This window comes from Pantoea sp. Z09 (assembly GCF_022394795.1).
GTDB classification, from domain to species: domain Bacteria; phylum Pseudomonadota; class Gammaproteobacteria; order Enterobacterales; family Enterobacteriaceae; genus Pantoea; species Pantoea latae.
Genome location: NZ_CP092373.1, coordinates 1,229,653 through 1,250,041 on the forward strand (window position 1 = coordinate 1,229,653; position 20,389 = coordinate 1,250,041).

The 20,389-nt window shown below is 62.1% G+C and carries 18 protein-coding genes; 13 read left to right on the forward strand and 5 right to left on the reverse strand.

Annotated features, from left to right (window positions below; translation table 11 throughout):
- Window positions 1-10: 10 nt before the first annotated feature.
- Genes fruB through fruA form a run of 3 tightly spaced genes read left to right on the forward strand, consistent with a single transcriptional unit; the run spans window position 11 to window position 3,790 of the window.
- The gene (gene fruB / locus MC269_RS05915; protein ID WP_239954409.1) at window positions 11-1,141 is read left to right on the forward strand and encodes a fused PTS fructose transporter subunit IIA/HPr protein; all 1,131 of its coding nucleotides are present in this window, start codon (window positions 11-13) and stop codon (window positions 1,139-1,141) included.
- Window positions 1,138-2,076: a 1-phosphofructokinase gene (gene fruK / locus MC269_RS05920; RefSeq protein WP_239954410.1), complete on the forward strand. Its 939-nt coding sequence runs from the start codon at window positions 1,138-1,140 to the stop codon at window positions 2,074-2,076. The genes fruB and fruK overlap by 4 nt, the downstream gene beginning before the upstream one ends.
- Window positions 2,077-2,092: 16 nt before the next feature.
- On the forward strand, window positions 2,093-3,790 hold the full coding sequence (gene fruA, locus MC269_RS05925; protein WP_239954411.1) for a PTS fructose transporter subunit IIBC: 1,698 nt from the start codon (window positions 2,093-2,095) through the stop codon (window positions 3,788-3,790).
- Between the two features lie 654 nt (window positions 3,791-4,444).
- On the opposite strand, the gene nfo is transcribed toward fruA, so the two are convergent.
- Together nfo and MC269_RS05935 are read right to left on the reverse strand one after the other, a co-directional pair.
- Window positions 4,445-5,290, reverse strand: a complete 846-nt coding sequence (gene nfo, locus MC269_RS05930) for a deoxyribonuclease IV (RefSeq protein ID WP_033750342.1) — start codon at window positions 5,288-5,290, stop codon at window positions 4,445-4,447.
- Between the two features lie 54 nt (window positions 5,291-5,344).
- Complete coding sequence (locus MC269_RS05935; protein ID WP_239954412.1) at window positions 5,345-6,397, reverse strand: YeiH family putative sulfate export transporter; 1,053 nt, start codon at window positions 6,395-6,397, stop codon at window positions 5,345-5,347.
- A 100-nt stretch (window positions 6,398-6,497) separates the two neighbouring features.
- Between MC269_RS05935 and MC269_RS05940 the strand changes: the two genes are divergently transcribed.
- The 5 genes from MC269_RS05940 (at window position 6,498) to MC269_RS05960 (ending at window position 11,341) form a co-directional block, all read left to right on the forward strand.
- Window positions 6,498-6,878 carry a YkvA family protein gene (locus MC269_RS05940; protein WP_239954414.1) on the forward strand — a complete coding sequence of 127 codons (381 nt, stop codon included), beginning with the start codon at window positions 6,498-6,500 and terminating at the stop codon, window positions 6,876-6,878.
- 9 nt (window positions 6,879-6,887) lie between these two features.
- Complete coding sequence (gene yieE, locus MC269_RS05945; RefSeq protein ID WP_239954416.1) at window positions 6,888-7,754, forward strand: DNA-binding transcriptional regulator YeiE; 867 nt, start codon at window positions 6,888-6,890, stop codon at window positions 7,752-7,754.
- Between the two features lie 129 nt (window positions 7,755-7,883).
- On the forward strand, window positions 7,884-9,350 hold the full coding sequence (locus tag MC269_RS05950; protein ID WP_081140441.1) for an amino acid permease: 1,467 nt from the start codon (window positions 7,884-7,886) through the stop codon (window positions 9,348-9,350).
- A gap of 147 nt (window positions 9,351-9,497) precedes the next feature.
- Window positions 9,498-10,556, forward strand: a complete 1,059-nt coding sequence (locus MC269_RS05955; RefSeq protein ID WP_081140442.1) for an iron ABC transporter permease — start codon at window positions 9,498-9,500, stop codon at window positions 10,554-10,556.
- Entirely contained in the window at window positions 10,553-11,341 is a 789-nt protein-coding gene (locus MC269_RS05960) for an ABC transporter ATP-binding protein (RefSeq protein ID WP_239954418.1), read from the forward strand. The genes MC269_RS05955 and MC269_RS05960 overlap by 4 nt, the downstream gene beginning before the upstream one ends.
- A gap of 280 nt (window positions 11,342-11,621) precedes the next feature.
- Here MC269_RS05960 and fghA read toward each other — a convergent pair whose 3' ends face one another.
- The 3 genes from fghA to MC269_RS05975 form a co-directional block, all read right to left on the reverse strand.
- A complete protein-coding gene (gene fghA / locus MC269_RS05965; RefSeq protein WP_239954419.1) occupies window positions 11,622-12,464 on the reverse strand; it encodes an S-formylglutathione hydrolase in 843 nt (280 codons plus the stop codon).
- A gap of 12 nt (window positions 12,465-12,476) precedes the next feature.
- Window positions 12,477-13,601, reverse strand: coding sequence for an S-(hydroxymethyl)glutathione dehydrogenase/class III alcohol dehydrogenase (locus tag MC269_RS05970; RefSeq protein WP_239954420.1), 1,125 nt, complete (start codon window positions 13,599-13,601; stop codon window positions 12,477-12,479).
- An 89-nt stretch (window positions 13,602-13,690) separates the two neighbouring features.
- Entirely contained in the window at window positions 13,691-14,602 is a 912-nt protein-coding gene (locus tag MC269_RS05975) for a LysR family transcriptional regulator (RefSeq protein WP_081140446.1), read from the reverse strand.
- Window positions 14,603-14,707: 105 nt separating this feature from the next.
- Here MC269_RS05975 and MC269_RS05980 point away from each other — a divergent pair, with 105 nt between their 5' ends.
- The 5 genes from MC269_RS05980 (at window position 14,708) to mglB (ending at window position 20,365) form a co-directional block, all read left to right on the forward strand.
- Window positions 14,708-15,835: a YbfB/YjiJ family MFS transporter gene (locus MC269_RS05980; protein ID WP_239954421.1), complete on the forward strand. Its 1,128-nt coding sequence runs from the start codon at window positions 14,708-14,710 to the stop codon at window positions 15,833-15,835.
- 125 nt (window positions 15,836-15,960) lie between these two features.
- Window positions 15,961-16,626: a GTP cyclohydrolase I FolE gene (folE, locus tag MC269_RS05985; protein ID WP_033750312.1), complete on the forward strand. Its 666-nt coding sequence runs from the start codon at window positions 15,961-15,963 to the stop codon at window positions 16,624-16,626.
- A gap of 80 nt (window positions 16,627-16,706) precedes the next feature.
- The gene (yeiB, locus tag MC269_RS05990; protein ID WP_239954422.1) at window positions 16,707-17,867 is read left to right on the forward strand and encodes a DUF418 domain-containing protein YeiB; all 1,161 of its coding nucleotides are present in this window, start codon (window positions 16,707-16,709) and stop codon (window positions 17,865-17,867) included.
- A gap of 147 nt (window positions 17,868-18,014) precedes the next feature.
- Window positions 18,015-19,055 (forward strand): HTH-type transcriptional regulator GalS, encoded by a 1,041-nt coding sequence (galS, locus tag MC269_RS05995; RefSeq protein ID WP_239954423.1) that lies wholly within the window; start codon window positions 18,015-18,017, stop codon window positions 19,053-19,055.
- Window positions 19,056-19,369: 314 nt separating this feature from the next.
- A complete protein-coding gene (gene mglB, locus MC269_RS06000) occupies window positions 19,370-20,365 on the forward strand; it encodes a galactose/glucose ABC transporter substrate-binding protein MglB (protein ID WP_239954425.1) in 996 nt (331 codons plus the stop codon).
- Window positions 20,366-20,389 lie beyond the last annotated feature (24 nt).

Genomic DNA, 20,389 nt, shown 5'->3' on the forward strand with positions numbered 1-20,389 from the left:
GAGGAGATCTATGTTCCAGCTCGAATTGCAGGCCATCCACACCGGAGCCCATGCACAAAACAAAGAAGAGGCGATCCGTCAGGTCGCCGCCGCACTGACGGCGGCCGGCAATGTGGCGGAGGGCTATGTCAACGGCATGCTGGCGCGCGAGCAGCAGACTTCAACCTTTTTGGGCAACGGCATCGCCATCCCGCACGGCACCACCGACACGCGCGACCTGGTGCTGAAAACCGGCGTGCAGGTGTTTCAGTTTCCGCAGGGCGCCACCTGGGGCGACGATCAGATCGCCTATGTGGCGATCGGCATCGCCGCGAAATCTGACGAGCACCTGGCGCTGCTGCGCCAGCTGACGCACGTGCTGAGCGACGACAGCGTCGCCGAGCAGCTGAAAACCGCCTCAGCGGAGGATCTGCGCGCGCTGCTGATGGGCGAAAAGCAGGCGGCCGAATTCAGCTTTGACACCTCGCTGATCACCTTAGACGTCGCCGCAAACGACCTGATTACGCTGCAGGCGCTGAACGCCGGGCGTCTGCAGGCCGCCGGCGCGGTCGACGCCAGCTTTGTCGCCGACGTGGTGGCCGCAACGCCGCTGAGCCTCGGCCAGGGCATCTGGCTGAGCGACAGCAGCCGCGGCAACCTGCGCAGCGCGGTGGCGGTCAGCCGTGCGGCTACTCCCGGCGAACAGGACGGAGAGAAAGTGGCGCTGCTGGTGACGGTTTCCGCCACCGACGATCGTCCGCTCGAAGTGCTGAGCTATCTCAGCGCGCTGCTGCTGAACGGCAAGGCGGATCGCCTGCTGAAGGCGGACGCGGCGGGCGTCTACGCGCTGCTGACCAGCGAAGTCGACGAGCAGGCCGAGGTGCTGAGCGCCGAGTTCACCATCCGCAACGAGCACGGGCTGCACGCGCGTCCCGGCACGGCGCTGGTGAGCATTATCAAACAGTTCAACAGCGATATTACCGTCACCAACCTCGACGGCAGCGGCAAGCCGGCCAACGGCCGCAGCCTGATGAAAGTGGTGGCGCTGGGCGTCAAGAAGGGCCATCGACTGCGCTTTACCGCCAGCGGCGAAGATGCGCAGCAGGCGCTTAACGCCATCGAAGAGGCGATCAATTCCGGTCTGGGCGAGGGCGTAGCATGAGCAGACGTGTCGCAACCATTACCCTGAACCCCGCTTACGATCTGGTGGGTTTTACCCCGGAGATCGAGCGCGGCGAAGTGAACCTGGTGAAAACCACCGGCCTGCACGCGGCCGGTAAAGGCATTAACGTGGCGAAGGTGCTGAAAGATCTCGGCATTGACGTAACGGTCGGCGGTTTTCTCGGCAAAGAGAATCAGGACGGCTTTCAGCAGCTGTTCAGCGAGCTGGGTATCGCCAACCGTTTTCAGGTGGTGCCGGGCCGCACCCGTATCAACGTCAAGCTCACCGAGCAGAACAACGACGTCACCGACCTTAACTTCTCAGGCTTTGAGGTGAATCAGCAGGACTGGGATCGTTTTACCAGCGATTCCCTCACCTGGCTGGGCCAGTTCGACATGGTGTGCGTCAGCGGCAGCCTGCCGTCGGGCGTGCAGCCGGAAGCCTTTACCCGCTGGATGAGCGAACTGCGCACTCACTGCCCGTGCATTATTTTCGACAGCAGCCGCGAGGCGCTGGTGGCTGGCCTGAAAGCCGCGCCCTGGCTGGTAAAACCCAACCGCCGCGAGCTGGAAATCTGGGCCGGTCGCAAACTGCCGACGCTGCAGGATGTGATTGGCGCGGCGCATGAACTGCGCGAGCAGGGCATCGCCCATGTGGTGATTTCGCTGGGCGCCGAGGGCGCGCTCTGGGTCAACGCCTCAGGCGAATGGATCGCCAAACCGCCGGTGTGCGAAGTGGTCAGCACCGTGGGCGCGGGCGACTCCATGGTTGGCGGCCTGATTTACGGCCTGCTGATGCGCGAATCCAGCGAGCATACGCTGCGTCTTGCGACGGCAGTGGCGGCGCTGGCCGTCAGCCAGAGCAACGTCGGCGTGACCGATCGTACCCAGTTGGCCGCGATGATGGCGCGCGTCGACTTACAACCCGTTAACTGACAGCAGGAGAGCGATAATGAAAACGCTGCTGATTAAAGATCCTTCTATTGGGCAGGCCTCGGCGTATATGGCGCAACAGCGCCTGGCCGCCGCCGCCGCGCAGGCTGGCGTTACCCTGACGGAAAACCCGGCGGACGCGGAGCTGGCCATCGTGCTCGGCCGCGACGTGCCGAACGACGCCGCGCTGAACGGCAAAGCGCTGTGGCGCGGCGACGTGCAGCAGGCGGTGCGCGCGCCTGAGCAGTTCCTTGCGCAGGCGAAGGCGGAAGCGAAACCCTGGCAGCCTGCGGCCGTCGCAACGGCTGCGGCGCCGACGGCTGTGCAGCCGAACGCGCAAAAACGCATTGTTGCGGTGACCGCCTGTCCGACCGGCGTGGCGCACACCTTTATGGCCGCCGAAGCTATTCAGGCGGAAGCGACCAAACGCGGCTGGTGGGTGAAAGTGGAAACCCGCGGCTCCGTCGGCGCGGGCAACGCCATTACGCCGGAAGAGGTGGCGGCGGCCGATCTGGTGATCGTGGCGGCGGATATCGAAGTCGATCTGGCGAAGTTCGCTGGCAAGCCGATGTACCGCACCTCGACCGGTCTGGCGCTGAAGAAAACCGCGCAGGAGCTGGATAAAGCGGTGGCCGAAGCGAAGCCTTACAAAGCGACCGGCGCGCAGAGCAGCGATGCGCAGGGCGACAAGAAAGAGAAAGCGGGCGCCTATCGTCACCTGCTGACCGGCGTCTCCTATATGCTGCCGATGGTGGTGGCGGGCGGCCTGAGCATCGCGCTCTCCTTCGCCTTCGGCATCACCGCCTTTAAAGAGCCGGGCACCCTGGCGGCGGCGCTGATGCAGATCGGCGGCGGCAGCGCCTTTGCGCTGATGGTGCCGGTGCTGGCGGGCTTTATCGCATTCTCTATCGCGGATCGTCCCGGTCTGACCCCAGGCCTGATCGGCGGCATGATCGCCACCAGCATCAACGCCGGCTTCCTTGGCGGCATCATCGCTGGTTTTATCGCCGGTTATGCGGCGAAGCTGATCAGCGGCAAGCTGAAGCTGCCGCAGAGTATGGAAGCGCTGAAGCCGATCCTGATTATCCCGCTGATCGCCAGCCTGATCACCGGCCTGCTGATGATCTTCGTGGTGGGCAAACCGGTTGCGGCGATCATGACCGGCCTGACCGCGTGGCTGGCGAATATGGGCACGGCCAATGCGGTGCTGCTGGGCGCAATTCTGGGCGGCATGATGTGTACCGATATGGGCGGCCCGGTGAATAAAGTGGCGTACGCCTTCGGCGTCGGCCTGCTGAGTTCGCAAACCTACGCGCCGATGGCGGCGATTATGGCCGCGGGCATGGTGCCGCCGCTGGCGATGGGTGTGGCGACGCTGGTGGCGCGTCGTAAGTTTAACAAAAGTCAGCAAGAAGGCGGTAAAGCGGCGCTGGTGCTCGGTCTCTGCTTTATCTCCGAGGGCGCGATCCCGTTCGCGGCGCGCGACCCGATGCGTGTCCTGCCGTGCTGTATCGTTGGTGGCGCCTTGACCGGCGCGATCTCGATGTATATCGGCGCGAAGCTGATGGCGCCGCATGGCGGTTTGTTCGTGCTGCTGATCCCTGGCGCGATTACGCCGGTGCTGGGCTACCTGGTGTCGATTATTGTTGGCACGGCGGTGGCGGGACTGGGTTACGCGATCCTGAAACGCCCGGAAGAGGAGCTGGCGAAAGCCTGATCCTTGCTATAAGAAAAAGGGAGCCAGCTGGCTAAATATTTGTCAGTTAAGCTGGTGTTCAGATAAGGCCGCTATTTTATTAAAATGGCGGCCTTTTCGTATACGCGTATGAGCATGCTGGTGCGGGCCACCGCACCTCCTCTGCTGCCGGGCCGTCCTCGCGCCGCTGCGCGGTGCCTTCGGCTGCAACGTCGTGCCGGGCGGACCGTTCGGGTACGGCCATCCAGGCCTACCCGAACTGCCGGTCGCATCCCTGCGACCGGCTCCGGGCACAACGTTTCCGCCTCAGCGCTGCGAATAGCCCTCTACAGCAGAGGAGGCGCAGTGGCTTCAGACAGGGTGCCCCTTGCAGCAGTAAAAACGCTGCCGTCCTTTTCCAGTATTGCACACGGAAGCTTGCCAGCAGGCTGGGGCCGCTCAGGAGCAGGCATTTCGCAGCGCTGAACAGAATGAGGCTGCCAGGAGAGCCCGCAGGGATGCGGGCGAAAGGTGGGGCTGGAACAGGGATGTTCCATCCCCACCGGTCCGTCAGGCAGGCGAATGGCGTGAAGGTACCGCGTCAGCGGCGCGAGGACCGCCCGCTCCTGAGCGGCCCCAGACTGCGTTATCACCCCATGCTTAACTGACAAGCATTAAGCCATGCGGCTCCCTTTTTTAGTTTTTCTGCTCTGCCTTTAGCCAGGCGATCTCATCCTTCCAGATATCCGGATTAATGGTTTCCAGAATCAGCGGGATACCATCGAAGCGCGCATCCTTCATCAGCCAGCTAAACGGTGTTTTGCCGATATTGCCTTCGCCCAGGCTGTGATGACGGTCGACGCGGCTGCCGAAGGCGCTCTTGGCGTCGTTAAGGTGCATGCCGCGCAGATACTGGAAGCCGACGATGCGCTCGAACTCGGCAAAGGTCTCTTCGCACGCCGCTTCGGTACGCAGATCGTAGCCGCCCGCAAAGGCATGACAGGTATCAATACAGACGCCAACGCGCGATTTATCCTCGACGTGCTCGATAATCGTCGCCAGATGCTCAAAGCGGAAGCCGAGGTTGCTGCCCTGGCCGGCGGTATTCTCGATGACCGCCACCACCTGCGAGGTCTTATCCAGCGCGAAATTCACCGACTCGGCGATGCGCTTCAGGCACGCCTCTTCGTCTATCTTGTTCAGATGGCTGCCCGGATGGAAGTTAAGCAGCGTCAGACCCAGCTGCTCGGCGCGCTGCATTTCGTCAATAAAAGCGGCGCGCGACTTCTCCAGCGGCTCCGCTTCCGGGTGGCCCAGGTTAATCAGAAAGCTGTCGTGCGGCAGGATCTGCTGCGGGCCAAAATGATATTTTTCGCAGGCGGCCTTAAAGGCATCAATGGTCTCCGCCGAAAGCGGGGCCGCCTTCCACTGCCGCTGATTCTTGGTAAACAGGGCAAACGCGGTGGCTTCCAGTTCATGGGCACGAATCACTGCCTGCTCTACGCCGCCAGACGCGCTGACGTGTGCGCCGATATATTTCATGCCGCTTCTCCAGAAAAGGCTGACTAAAAGAAGCCCGCATCATACCCGATGCGCCTAATGCAAGAAATGCTGCGCCAGCAGATTGATGGCGCCGCCGCCGACGATCAGCCAGACAAACACCATCAGGCCCAGCAGCAGCGGTTTCGCGCCAGCCTGACGCAGCGCGCTAAAGCGCGTGGTCAGGCCGAGCGCCGCCATCGCCATCGCCAGCAGTAAATTAGCGAGCTGGTTAATATCGGCCACCCAGGCGGCGGGCAGCAGATGCAGGGAGTTGAACAGCGCCACGCCGATAAAGCCGAGCGCGAACCAGGGAAAGGCGATGCCCTGACGCGGCGTCCCGTGCGGCGTGCGGCGCAGCCAGCCGCTCAGGCAGAGCAGAAACGGCGCCAGCATCATCACGCGCAGCATTTTGGCGATCACCGCGCTGTTCTCCGCGTCCGGGCCGATGGCATGACCGGCGGCCACCACCTGCGCCACTTCATGAACGGTCGAACCGGTAAAAATGCCGAACTGCGCGGCGCTGAGCTGCGGAAAATGCGCCTGCGCCAGCAGCCAGAGTGGGGGATAGAGCAGGATCGCCAGCGTGCCGTAGAGCACCACGGTCGCGACCGCCACCGCCACCTTCGACGGCGCGGCCTTCACCACCGGCTCGGTGGCGAGCACCGCCGCCGCGCCGCAGATGCTGCTGCCCGCGCCGATCAGCCACACCGTCTCGCGATCGAGCTTCAGCAGCCTGATGCCCAGCAAACAGGTGACAAAGAAGGTGGCGCTCAGCGTCAGGGCGTCGATCAGCACGCCGCTCAGGCCGACGTCGGCAATCTGCTGCAGCGTAATGCGAAAGCCGAAGAGAATAATCCCCAGCCGTAGCAGTTTCTGCTTCGCCAGCAGCACGCCGGCGTCGCACTGAACGGCCAGCGCCGGATAAAGGGTGTTGCCGACGATAATACCGAGCATAATCGCCAGCGTCAGCGCGCCCAGCCCCAGCCCGGCGAACTGCGGGCGCTGCGCCAGCCAGGCCGCGCCGCCGGCAATCGCCGCAGTCAGCAGCAGACCGGGAAAACGATGTTGAACAAAAAGGGGAAATCTGGGAAAACTCAGCTCTGCCATAACCTGCTCCTCGTGTTACGCAAAGCATGCGCCGTGCTGGCTTAAAAGTGAAATTGATAATATATTTATAATTAACCAGATAAACCGATAAGGCGGAAAGATGTTATTTGCCCGTTTGCGCCGCTGGGCCACCCTGATCAAAAAAGATGTGCTGACGCTGTGGTTCGCCTGTCGCGATCCGCGCACGCCATGGTGGTTTAAGCTGCTGGCCTTTGGGCTGGTGGCCTATGCGCTAAGCCCCATCGACCTGATCCCCGATTTTATCCCCGTCATCGGCCTGCTGGACGATGCGATCATCATTCCGCTAGGCGTGCTGATCCTGCTGCGACTGCTGCCGCGCGACGTGCGCATCAGCAGCACAGAGCGCGCCGAGGTGCAGCGCGCGCGCGGCAAAAAAGTGGTCAGCGGCTTCGGCCTGTTTCTGATGGTGCTGATCTGGTTAGTGGTGCTCTATTACCTTGTTCAGCGCTACGCCCTGTAAGGAGAGCCGATGCATATCACGCTGCGTCAGATAGAAGTGTTTACCGAGGTGCTGAAAAGCGGCTCGACGACCCAGGCCTCGCAGCTGCTGTCGCTCTCGCAGTCGGCGGTCAGCGCGGCGCTGGCGGATCTGGAGGGCCAGCTTGGCGTGCAGCTGTTTGACCGCGTCGGCAAGCGGCTGGTGCTGAACGAACATGGCCGCCTGCTCTATCCGCGCGCCATCGGCCTGCTGGAGCAGGCGGGTGAAATCGAACAGCTGTTTAAAGAGGACAACGGGGCGATCCGCATCTACGCCAGCAGCACCATCGGCAACTATCTGCTGCCGGGCATGATCGCCGCCTACCGCCGCGACTTTCCCGGCCTGCCGCTGGAGCTGAGCGTCGGCAACAGCCAGGACGTAATCAACGCGGTGGCGGATTTTCGCGTCGACGTCGGGCTGATTGAAGGGCCGTGCCATATGACCGAGCTGGTGAGCGATCCCTGGCTGGAGGATGAGCTGGTGGTGTTCGCCGCGCCCGACGCGGCTCTCCTGCGTCAGCCGGTGACGCTGGAGAGCCTCGGCAACGCGTGCTGGATCCTGCGCGAGCGCGGTTCCGGCACGCGCGAGATCGTCGACTATCTGCTGCTCTCGCATCTGCCCACCTTTCAGCTGGGCATGGAGCTGGGCAACTCCGAGGCGATCAAGCATGCGGTGCGGCACAATATGGGCATCAGCTGCCTGTCGCGACGGGTGATTGCCGATCTGCTGGAGGCGGGAACCTTAGTAGAGCTGGCTATTCCGCTGCCGCGCCTGACGCGCACGCTCTACCGCATTCATCATCGCCAGAAGCACCTTTCCCGGGCGCTGGAGCGCTTTCTCTCCTACTGTCGCGAATAACACCAACCTTTTTTTGCTTATAATTCAGCGGCGATCATGAAGGTAACTAATAACACGGCGTCGATGCTATACAGAGCAGGGTGAATTGCTACAATCGCGCCTCATTTTTAGCGAGCCTAGTGTTTACACATGCATAACGACACAAATACAACACAACAACCTGCGTTACGACGCGAGTTAAAGGCGCGTCACCTGACGATGATCGCCATTGGCGGATCGATCGGCACCGGTCTGTTTGTCGCCTCTGGCGCCACCATCTCTCAGGCGGGACCGGGCGGCGCGCTGCTCTCCTACGCGCTGATCGGCCTGATGGTCTACTTCCTGATGACCAGCCTCGGCGAGCTGGCAGCCTTTATGCCGGTTTCCGGCTCTTTCGCCACCTACGGCGCAAAATATGTCGAAGAGGGCTTTGGCTTCGCGCTGGGCTGGAACTACTGGTACAACTGGGCGGTGACTATCGCCGTGGATCTCGTCGCCTCGCAGCTGGTGATGAACTACTGGTTCCCGGATACGCCGGGCTGGATCTGGAGCGCGCTGTTCCTCTGCCTGATGTTCCTGCTCAACGTCATCTCGGTAAAGGGCTTCGGCGAAGCGGAGTACTGGTTCTCGCTGATTAAAGTGGCGACGGTAATTATCTTTATCGTGGTCGGCGTGCTGATGATTATCGGCATTCTGCGCGGCGGCGAGCACGCCGGCTGGCATAACTGGCAGGTGGGCGACGCGCCGTTTGCGGGCGGATTTGCCGCCATGATAGGCGTGGCGATGATCGTTGGCTTCTCGTTCCAGGGCACCGAGCTGATCGGCATCGCGGCGGGTGAGTCGGAAGATCCGGCGAAAAACATTCCGCGCGCGGTGCGTCAGGTCTTCTGGCGTATTCTGCTGTTCTATATCTTCGCTATCCTGATCATCAGCCTGATCCTGCCCTACACCGATCCGCAGCTGTTGCACAACGACGTTACCGACATCAGCGTCAGCCCCTTTACCCTGGTGTTCCAGAATGCGGGCCTGCTCTCGGCGGCGGCGGTGATGAACGCGGTTATCCTTACGTCCGTGCTGTCAGCGGGTAACTCCGGCATGTACGCCTCGACGCGCATGCTCTATAACCTGGCGAGCGAAGGCAAAGCGCCACGCATCTTTGCCCGGCTGTCGAAGGGCGGCGTGCCGCGCAACGCGCTGCTGGCGACCACCGTGGTGGCGGGCCTCTGCTTTCTGACCTCGAAGTTCGGCAATCAGGAGGTCTATCTGTGGCTGCTGAACACCTCGGGCATGACCGGTTTTATCGCCTGGCTGGGCATCGCCATCAGCCACTATCGCTTTCGTCGCGGCTATATCAAGCAGGGCCGTAGCCTTGAGGATCTGCCGTACCGCTCAGGCTTTTTCCCCGTTGGCCCGATCTTCGCCTTCGTGCTCTGTTTGATCATTACGCTGGGCCAGAACTATCAGGCCTTCCTCAACGACAGCATCGACTGGTACGGCGTCGCCGCCACCTATATCGGCATTCCGCTGTTTCTGCTGATCTGGATGGGCTACAAGCTGACGCGCGGCACTCGCTTCGTGAAGTACAGCGAAATGGAATTCCCGACGCATAAAGAGTGAAGCTAACCTGCGTTAGCACCTTAAGCGCGGCCCCGGCCGCGCTTTTTTATTTAGGGTGCCGTTTTGTTTAGGTTGAAGAATTGATAATTATTATCATCTGCTCTATTGTGGCAGCGTTTTCGACCGAACCCCTAAGACAGGCATTTTATGACGGACTCAACTCTGCCCGCGCAGGGCGCTATGGGCCGCTATCATCAGGTATTGCGCCGCCGCATGCTGATGATCGCCGTGCTGGTGCTGGCGATTGTCGCCTCGCTGGTGCTTGACTTTACCCTTGGCCCGGCCGGGCTCTCGCTGCCGACGCTGTGGCAGTCGCTGCTGCATCCCGCCACGGTTGACGCCGGCACGCGCGTTATCGTCTGGGACATTCGTTTGCCCTATGCGCTAATGGCGGTGGTGGTCGGCTTCTGCCTCGGACTGGCGGGCGCCGAGATGCAAACCATCCTGAATAACCCTTTGGCCAGCCCCTTTACCCTCGGCGTCTCCTCGGCGGCGGCCTTTGGCGCGGCGCTGGCGATTATTCTCGGCATCGGCATTCCCGGCGTGCCGGATCAGTGGCTGATCTCCGCCAACGCCTTTGTGTTTGCGCTGTTCGCCGCGCTGATGCTCGACGGCGTGACGCGCTGGACGCGGGTCTCCACGTCAGGCGTGGTGCTGTTCGGCATCGCGCTGGTGTTCACCTTTAACGCGCTGGTGTCGATGATGCAGTTTATCGCCAGCGAAGATACGCTGCAGGGGCTGGTGTTCTGGACCATGGGCAGCCTGGCGCGCGCCTCCTGGGAGAAGCTCGGCGTGCTGAGCGCGGCCTTTGCGCTGCTGCTGCCGTTCTCGCTGCTCAGCAGCTGGAAGCTGACCGCGCTGCGCCTCGGCGAAGATCGCGCGGTGAGCTTCGGCATCGACGTGCGCCGCCTGCGCCTGGCGACGTTGCTGCGAATCAGCATTCTCTCCGCGCTGGCGGTCGCCTTTGTCGGGCCGATCGGCTTTATCGGGCTGGTGGCGCCGCATATCGCCCGCATGATTTTCGGCGAAGATCATCGCTACTATCTGCCCGCCAGCGCCCTGACCGGCGCGCTGGTGCTCTCTATGGCATCGGTCGCCTCAAAGAACCTGATCCCCGGCGTGATTATTCCGGTCGGCATTGTGACGTCGCTGGTCGGCGTGCCGTTCTTCCTGAGCATTATTTTGCGTCATCGGGGGAATGTATGAATCAGGGTCTGACGCTCAAACACTTTACGGCGGGCTACCCCAAACGCAAGGTGATCGAGGATCTCAGCGTGGCGCTGCTGCCGCGCGGCAAGATCACCGTGCTGCTGGGGCCGAACGGCTGCGGTAAATCGACACTGCTGCGCGCGCTGGCCGGGCTGAATAAAGGGCAGGGCGAGCTGTGGCTCAACGGCGAAGAACTGATGCAGCAGCCGTTTGCCCGTCGCGCCCAGCGCGTGGTTTATCTGCCGCAGTCGCTGCCGGCGGGGGTGCATCTGCACGTGCTGGAGTCGATTATTGTGGCGCAGCGCGCCTCCGGTGGTTTGCATAGCGCCGCCAGCGAAGCGGAAGTGATGTATCTGCTGGAGCAGCTCGGCATTTCGCATCTGGCGATGCGCTATCTCGATCAGCTTTCGGGCGGTCAGAAGCAGCTGGTCGGCCTGGCGCAGTCGCTGATCCGTCGTCCCGAGCTGCTGCTGCTGGATGAGCCGCTCAGCGCGCTGGATCTCAACTACCAGTTCCACGTGATGGATCTGGTGCGGCGCGAAACCGCCCAGCGCAATATCGTGACCGTGGTGGTGGTGCACGATATCAATATCGCCTTACGCCATGCGCACCATGCGCTGATGCTGAAAGAGGGCGCGCTGATAGCCGATGGTGTACCGGATCGGGTGATTACGCCAGAGACGCTGGCGCAGGTTTACGGCGTAAAAGGACGCATCGAACACTGCTCGCAGGGCATGCCGCAGGTGATGATTGACGGGCTGGTCGGCGCGGAACTGGTTTAAGAAAAAGGGCCGCAGCGCGGCCCTGAGATTGTCGGCAATGTGCCGTCGCGGGTGGCAGGGACAGATCGCAAAGACGCAAAAAGCGGCATCCCTGCCAGCTCGGCCCGCGCAGATACGCACCTCATCCCTGAGGTGCGCCCGTTACCGGGCCAACGCGCTGCGTTGTTCAAAAACGCTCCCGGCGTTTTTGTCCCTGGCGCGGGACGCTTTGCTCTTCTGTCCCTGCCACCCGCTCCTTAACCATGGCGCCGTTTGTGGGCCGCATCGCGGCCCTGAACGCCTACACCAGCAGGTGCTGCGCATGGAAGCGCAGATGATCCTCAACGAAGGTCGCAATAAAGTAGTAGCTGTGGTCATAGCCCGGCTGCACGCGCAGCGTCAGCGGGAACCCCACCTCTTTCGCCACCACATCCAGCCGCTCCGGCTGTAGCTGATCCGCCAGGAACTGATCGCTGTCGCCCTGATCGATCAGCATCGGCAGACGCGACTGCACCTCGCGCATCAGCGCGCAGCTGTCGTAGTCGCGCCAGGCCGCGCGATCCTCGCCCAGATAGGCGCTAAACGCTTTCTGCCCCCAGGGCACCTCGCCTGGATTGACAATCGGCGCAAAGGCCGACGCCGAGGCAAAGCGGTTGCCGAGACGCAGCGCCAGCATCAGCGCGCCGTGACCGCCCATGGAATGCCCCATAATCGACTGCCGATCGCTGATATTGAAGTTGCCGGCGATCAGCGCGGGCAGCTCCTGGCTCAGGTAGTCGAACATGCGATAGTGCGCTGACCAGGGCGCCTGGGTGGCGTTGAGATAAAACCCTGCGCCCTGGCCCAGATCGTATGCCTCGTCGTTGGCGACCGCCTCGCCGCGCGGGCTGGTGTCCGGCATGATCAGCACCAGCCCCAGCTCTGCCGCGACGCGCTGCGCGCCCGCTTTGGTGCTAAAGTTCTCATCGGTGCAGGTCAGCCCGGCGAGAAACCACACCGCGGGCGGCGGCGTGTCGCCTTGCGGACGAGGCAAAAAGATGCTGAAGGTCATCGGGCAGTTAAGCACGTCCGACTGATGCCGCCAGCGTTGCTGCCAGCCGCCAAACATCCGGTGTTCTTCCAGCAGTTCCAGCGTGGATGCCATAACGCCTCCCGATTACTTGTTAAAGTGCACCACCGAACGGATCGATTTCCCTTCATGCATCAGATCGAAGGCCTCGTTGATCTCTTCCAGCGGCATGGTGTGGGTAATAAAGTCGTTCAGGGCGAACTTGCCGTCCAGATAATCCTGCACGATGCCCGGCAGCTGCGAGCGGCCCTTCACGCCGCCGAAGGCGGAGCCGCGCCAGACGCGACCGGTCACCAGCTGGAATGGACGGGTGGCGATCTCTTCGCCCGCGCCGGCCACGCCGATAATCACCGATTCGCCCCAGCCCTTGTGGCAGCACTCCAGCGCGGAGCGCATCACGTTGACGTTGCCGATACATTCAAAGGAGTAATCGACGCCGCCGTCGGTCATCTCGACGATAACCTCCTGAATCGGCTTCTCATAATCTTTCGGGTTCACCAGATCGGTGGCGCCCAGCTTGCGCGCCAGGTCGAACTTGCTGGTGTTGATGTCGATGCCGATGATGCGTCCCGCTTTCGCCATCTTCGCGCCGATAATCGCCGACAGGCCGATGCCGCCGAGGCCGAAAATCGCCACGGTGTCGCCTTCTTTCACTTTGGCGGTGTTCATTACCGCGCCCATGCCGGTGGTGACGCCGCAGCCCAGCAGGCAGACTTCTTCCAGCGGTGCCTCTTTGCTGATTTTCGCCAGCGAAATTTCCGGCACCACGGTGTACTCGGAGAAGGTTGAGGTGCCCATGTAGTGGAAAATCGGCTTGCCGTCTTTAAAGAAGCGGGTGGTGCCGTCCGGCATCAGGCCTTTGCCCTGGGTCGCGCGGATCGCCTGGCAGAGGTTGGTCTTGCCTGACAGGCAGAATTTGCACTTGCCGCACTCCGGCGTGTAAAGCGGGATGACGTGATCGCCCACTTCGACGCTGGTAACGCCTTCGCCGACCGCTTCCACCACGCCGCCGCCTTCATGGCCGAAGATCGCTGGGAACACACCTTCTGGATCTTTGCCCGACAGGGTATAGGCATCGGTATGGCACACGCCGGTGGCGACGATACGCACCAGCACTTCGCCTTTCTGCGGCGGCATCAAATCCACTTCTTCGATTTTCAGCGGTTCGCCAGCGGCCCAGGCAACGGCGGCGCGGGTTTTAATCATGTTCATGCAATCCCTCTTGCAGTCAGGTGGGGACGCGCCGGTGCGGTCGCGTCCGTGGGTCGTGATATCAATAAAAATAGCGCGAAATGGCGCAGTCAGTCGGCGACCTGCAGCGGATGCAGCAGCTGGTCATCCTGCGGACGGTCGTCAAACATGTCGATAATCAAATATTTCAGCGCCTCGACGTTGGGGGTAAAGGCGTCGCGTCGCCACATCAGCCAGGTGGCGGTGTCGCGATAAGCCGCTGGCAGCTGATGCGCCTGCACGCGGGCGCGCTCCGGCATCTGCTTCAGCACCGACTCCGGGATCATCGCCACGCCGGCGCCGCCCGCCACGCAGGCCATCATCGCGTGGTAGGACTGGATCTCCATCACGCTGCCGGGTGCGACGCCGCTGTCGCGATACCAGGCTTCCAGCTTCACGCGGTAGGAGCAGCTGTTGCGAAAGGCAAACAGGGTGTCGTTTTGCGCGTCGCGCGCGCTCTCCACCGGCGCATGATCGAGGCTGGTGATCAGCGTCAGGGTTTCGCGGAAGGCGATGCAGCCGTTGAGATCGTCATAGGGCGCCGGGCCGTCAACCAGCGCGGCGGCCAGCGTGCCCTCGCGCACCTTGTCGATAATCTCGCCGGAGGTGCTGGTGATCAGCGACAGCGCCACCTTCGGGAAGCGCTGGTGATAGGCGGCCAGCAGACCCGGCAGGCGCGTCGCGGCGGTGCTCTCCATCGAGCCGAGCGCGAAATTGCCGGCGGGTTCGCCCGCGCGCGCCATGCTTAGCGCCTCGTCGCTCAGCGTCAGAATGCGCTGGGCGTAGTTAAGAAAGTTGTGGCCCATCGGCGACAGGCGGATGCGCTGTTTCTCGCGGATAAACAGGTCGACGCCGATCTCCTCTTCCAGCTGGCGCAGCCGCGTGGTGAGATTGGAGGGGACGCGATGGAGTTGTTCCGCGGCGCGCGCCAGCGAACCGGTTTCGGCCACGGAACAGAACATGCGTAGCTGGACAAGATCCATATATTCTCTTCTCGTAAACAACTTGATATGAATTATTCAGTTTTCGTGAGTTTAATAAGCTGGCATGTTATAAGCAAGTGATAATAAAACCGCAGGGGTAGGGACATGGCTTTTCGCGTGGCGCTTAGCGCCTTTCTGGCGCTGGTGGTGGTGATGGGGATTGGGCGTTTCGCCTTTACGCCGCAGGTGCCGCTGATGATACATGACGGCCAGCTGACGCTGACCAGCGCCAGCCTGGTGGCGGCGCTCAACTATCTTGGCTACCTGTGCGGCTCTTTTGACGCAATGCGCGCGCGGCGTCGCGTCGAGCTGCGTTTACAGCTGGGCGTCTGGGGCGCGGTGATCCTGACGCTGCTTTCCGCCTGCGTCAGCGGCCCCTGGCTGCACGGCGCGGTGCGCTTTCTTATCGGCTGGGCGAGCGGCGTGGCGCTGGTGCTGATCGCCGCCTGGAGCAGTGAGCAGCTGCATCATTACGGGCGTCCCGGCCTGTCGGCGGCGGTGTTCGCCGGGCCGGGCGCGGGCATTTTCATCAGCGGCCTGCTGGCGGTGCAGCTGCACGCGTCGCAGACCTCCGCCGCGCTGGCGTGGGGCGCCTACGGCCTGCTGGCGCTGCTGATCATCGCCGCTATTGCGCGCTACCTGCCGCGCCGCGTCGGCGATCTGCATCGTCCCGATCAGACGCCGCAGCCGCTGGTGCTGACCGCCAACCTGCGGCGGCTGGTGCTGAGCTACAGCCTGGCGGGCTTCGGCTATATTCTGCCCGCCACCTTTCTGTCGCAGATGGCGGCAGCGCGCTTTCCCGATGGCGCGTTCGCCCAGTTCGTCTGGCCGATTTTCGGCGGCGCGGCGATGGTCGGCATCGCGCTGGGGATCGCGACCCGCGGCCTCGCCAGCAACAACCAGCGGCTGGCGCTGGTGCTCTGGGCGCAGGCGCTGGGCGTGGCGGCGGCGGCGTGGCTGCCGGGCTTTAGCGGCCTGCTGATCGGCGCGCTGCTGGTGGGCGGGGGCTTTCTGCTCGTGGTGCAGCTGGCGCTGGCCTACGCGCGCGAACTGGCGCCGCAGCATACGCGCCATATGGCGGGACTGCTGACCACCGGCTACGCCGTCGGGCAGCTGGTGGGGCCGGTGCTGTCGTCGCTCTCCACCGGGCTGCTGCATCGGCTGGAGCCAGCGCTGGGGATCGCCGGTCTGGGGCTGGCAGCCGGCGGAGTGCTGGTCTGGCGACGCGCGTGATGAAAAGCTTTCATCGCCGATTGGATTGATTACTGGATTACCCCAACGGAAAGCTTCACAATACGCGCTCAGAATTGAACCCGTCGGTCTCTCCGGCGGGCGTTACACCTGCGGAGATGAGTACGATGAGCACCCTGAGTCAGGAAGCGATCCTGGTCCACGAAGCGCTGCTGGCGCGAGGCCTGGAGACGCCGTTACGCGCGCCAACGCGTGAAATGGATGATGAAACCCGTAAGCGCCTGATCGCCGGCCACATGACCGAAGTCATGCAGCTGTTGAATCTGGATCTTGAGGATGACAGCCTGATGGAGACGCCGCATCGCATCGCCAAAATGTATGTGGACGAGGTCTTCTCCGGTCTGGACTACGCCAATTTCCCGAAAATCACCGTCATCGAAAACAAGATGAAAGTGGACGAGATGGTGACGGTGCGCGATATCACGCTGACCAGCACCTGCGAGCACCACTTTGTGATTATCGACGGCAAAGCCACCGTGGCCTATATTCCGAAAGAGAAGGTGATCGGCCTGTCGAAGATCAACCGTATCGTGCAGTTCTTCGCCCAGCGTCCGCAGGTGCAGGAGCGGCTGACCCAGCAGGTGCTGGTGGCGCTGCAGACCCTGCTCGGCACCAACAACGTCGCGGTCTCTATCGACGCGGTGCACTACTGCGTGAAGGCGCGCGGCGTGAAAGACGCTACCAGCGCCACCACCACGACCTCGCTGGGTGGCCTGTTTAAGTCGAGCCAGAACACCCGTCAGGAGTTCCTGCGCGCGGTGCGCCATATCTGATATTACTATTATGTGCCGATGAGGGTGAGCCGCCTGCGTCTGCTGTCAGGCGGCGGTGATCCACGCTAACAGGGACCGATATGCAACGTTATCATGCGCTGGATTTTATTCGCGGCTGCGCCATCCTCGGCATTTTGTTGCTCAATATCGTCGGTTTCGCCTTACCTTCCGCCGCCTATCTTAATCCCGCCTGGCATGGCGAACCCGCAGCCCGGGACGTCTGGAGCTGGGCGGTGCTCGATGTGCTGGCGCAGCTGAAGTTTCTGACGCTGTTTGCCTTGCTGTTCGGCGCCGGGCTGCAGCTGCAGCTGCCGCGCGGCAGTCGCTGGCTTTCGTCGCGACTGACGCTGCTGGCGCTGATCGGCCTGTTTCACGCCGTGGCGATGTGGGAAGGGGATATCCTGCTGGATTACGCCATCGTCGGCCTGATTGTCTGGCGCATGCTGCGCGACGCCCCCTCGACGCGCGGCCTGTTCAAGACCGGCGCGCTGCTCTATCTGATGGGCAGCGGCGTGCTGCTGATTTTCGGTTCGATCTCCGATCCCGAGCCGACCCGCTCGTGGCTGCCGGGCGCGGCCGATCTCGAATATGAGCGCTTCTGGAAGCTGGCCGGTGGCTGGGAGGCGGTACAGAACCGGCTCGACCACCTCGCGTCCAGCCTGATGGCGCTGGCGTCGCAGTACGGCTGGCAGCTGGCCGGACTGATGATGATGGGCGCGGCGCTGCTGCGCTGCGGCTGGCTAACCGGCGGCTTCAGCCAACAGCACTATCGCCGCTGCGCCGCGCTGCTGCTGACGGTGGGCTACGCCATTGCGCTGTTCGGCGTGGCGACGCAGTGGATGCTGCACTGGTCGTTTCGCTGGAGCGCTTTCTACCTGCAGGTGCCGCGCGATCTCGCCAGCCCGCTTATCAGCCTCGGCTATGCCGCGCTGATTCTGGCCTACTGGCCGCAGCTCGCCCGCTGGCGCGCCAGCCGGGCGATTCAGTGCGTCGGGCGCATGGCGCTGAGCAACTACCTGCTACAGACGCTGATCTGCACCACGCTGTTCTACCGCTTCGACCTCTTTATGCGCTTCGATCGCCTGCAGCTGCTGGCATTCGTGCCCGCTGTCTGGCTGGTCAATATTCTCTTCTCCGTCATCTGGCTGCGCTTTTTTCCGCAGGGTCCGCTGGAGTGGCTGTGGCGCCGCCTGACGCACCTGGCGGCGGGCCGTCCGCCGCAGTCGCCTCTCTCCAGATAATGACGCTCATCACAAAGGTTGCATAATTGTATGTAACCGTTTTCATCAGTGTGACGCATTTCACGCTGCTGTCCTGCCGCGCCTGACAGAATAGCGCCGGGTTTACTTCCTGGCGTGATGCCTTTTTTTCCTCTGTGGAACAGCTGCATGATAACGATTCGTGATGTTGCCCGTCTGGCCGGCGTGTCGGTGGCGACCGTCTCACGCGTGCTGAATAACAGCAGCGCCGTTACCGCCGACACGCGCGATGCGGTGCTGCAGGCCGTGGAGTCGCTCGGCTACCGGCCTAACGCCAACGCGCAGGCGCTGGCGACACAGGTGAGCGATACCATCGGCGTGGTGGTGATGGACGTCTCCGATCCCTTCTTTGGCGCGCTGGTAAAAGCGGTGGATACCGTGGCGCAGCGCCTGCACAAACATGTATTGATCAGCAACTCCTGGCATCAGGAAGATAAAGAGCGCCATGCGATTGAGGTGCTGATCCGTCAGCGCTGCAATGCGCTGGTGGTGCACGCGAAAACGCTTTCAGACCGTGAGCTGGCGGACTTTATGCAGCAGGTGCCGGGCATGGTGGTGGTCAACCGCATCGTGCCGGGCTTCGCCCATCGCTGCGTGAGCCTCGATAACGTGGCGGGCGCGCTGATGGCGACGCGCATGCTGCTGCAGCAGGGCCACAGCCGCATCGGCTATCTCTGCTCCAGTCACGACATCGAAGATGTGCAGCAGCGGCGCGACGGCTGGCAGCAGGCGCTGGCGGAGCAGGGGATTCGGCCGCAGGAGAGCTGGATCGCCAGCGCCGAGCCCGATATGCAGGGCGGCGAAGCGGCGATGGTTGAGCTGCTGGGACGTAACGTGCACCTCAGCGCTATTTTCGCCTATAACGACGGCATGGCGGCCGGTGCGCTTACCGCGCTGAAAGATAATGGCATTCAGGTGCCACAGCATTTCTCCATTATCGGCTTCGACGATATTCCCATGTCGCGCTACACCGATCCTCAATTAACAACGGTGCGCTATCCCATTGTTTCTATGGCGAAACTGGCGACAGAGCTGGCGCTGAGCGGCGCGGCGGGCCAGCTGGACGCCAGCGCCCAGCACGTCTTTATGCCGACCCTGGTGCGGCGTCATTCCGTGGCGCAGCGACAAAATGTGGAGTCGGTCACTAATTCAGGCGATGGCGCCATGTAACCGTTTTCAATCTGTGATTGTATTCACAGTTAATTAACATGCCGCTCTCTATGATGGCAGCGTCTTACCGGACTGAAACATTATGTAACGCCGCTATCACCGCAGCAGGCGCTGTTTCAGCAAGCCGTTGAAAAGCTTTATCACATCTTCAGGATGCGTTGTCGCACATGGAAGTCAGGTTTCTGGACGGCGGTTCAGCGGCGTAGCGTGATAGCACTCGCCCTGTGTTGACTCGCCGAATCATATTTTACCGAAAGCTCCTGCGCGCCTGACGCGTCTGAGTCAGTACTACCCTGCAAAAAACCGGAGATACCATGAATAAGAAGGTTTTCACGCTCACAGCTTTGGTTGCCAGCATGATGTTCGGCGCAACGGCACACGCAGCGGACACGCGTATCGGCGTGACCATCTATAAGTATGACGACAACTTTATGTCGATGGTGCGCAAAGACATTGAGAAAGAAGCGAAAAACCTCGGCGGCGTACAGCTGCTGATGAATGACTCGCAGAACGACCAGTCCAAACAGAACGACCAGATCGACGTGCTGATGGCCAAAGGCGTGAAGGCGCTGGCGATCAACCTGGTGGATCCGGCGGCCGCGGCCGTGGTGATCGACAAAGCGCGCGGCAATGACGTGCCGGTGGTGTTCTTCAACAAAGAGCCAAACGCGAAAGTGCTGGCCAGCTACGACAAAGCCTACTATGTCGGCACCGACTCCAAAGAGTCCGGCATTATTCAGGGCAAACTGATAGAGAAGCACTGGAAAGCCTCGCCGAACTGGGACCTGAACAAAGATGGTCAGATCCAGTTCGTGCTGCTGAAAGGCGAGCCGGGCCACCCGGATGCCGAAGCGCGCACCAAATACGTCATCGACACCCTGAACCAGGACGGCCTTAAAACGCAGCAGCTGGCGATGGATACCGCGATGTGGGACACCGCGCAGGCCAAAGACAAGATGGACGCGTGGCTCTCCGGCCCGAACGCCAACAAAATCGAAGTGGTGATCGCCAACAACGACGCCATGGCGATGGGCGCGGTTGAAGCGCTGAAGGCGCACAACAAAACCTCGATTCCAGTGTTCGGCGTCGATGCGCTGCCGGAAGCGCTGGCGCTGGTGAAGTCGGGCGCGCTGGCGGGCACCGTGCTGAACGATGCGGAGAACCAGGCGAAGGCGACGCTGGATATGGCGAAAAACCTGGCGGACGGCAAAGCCGCGACCGAAGGCACCAGCTATAAGATCACCGATAAAATCGTCCGCGTGCCTTACGTGCCGGTTGATAAAGAGAACCTCTCTCAGTTCCAGAAGTAATCCTGTCCGGGCGCGGCTAAGCCG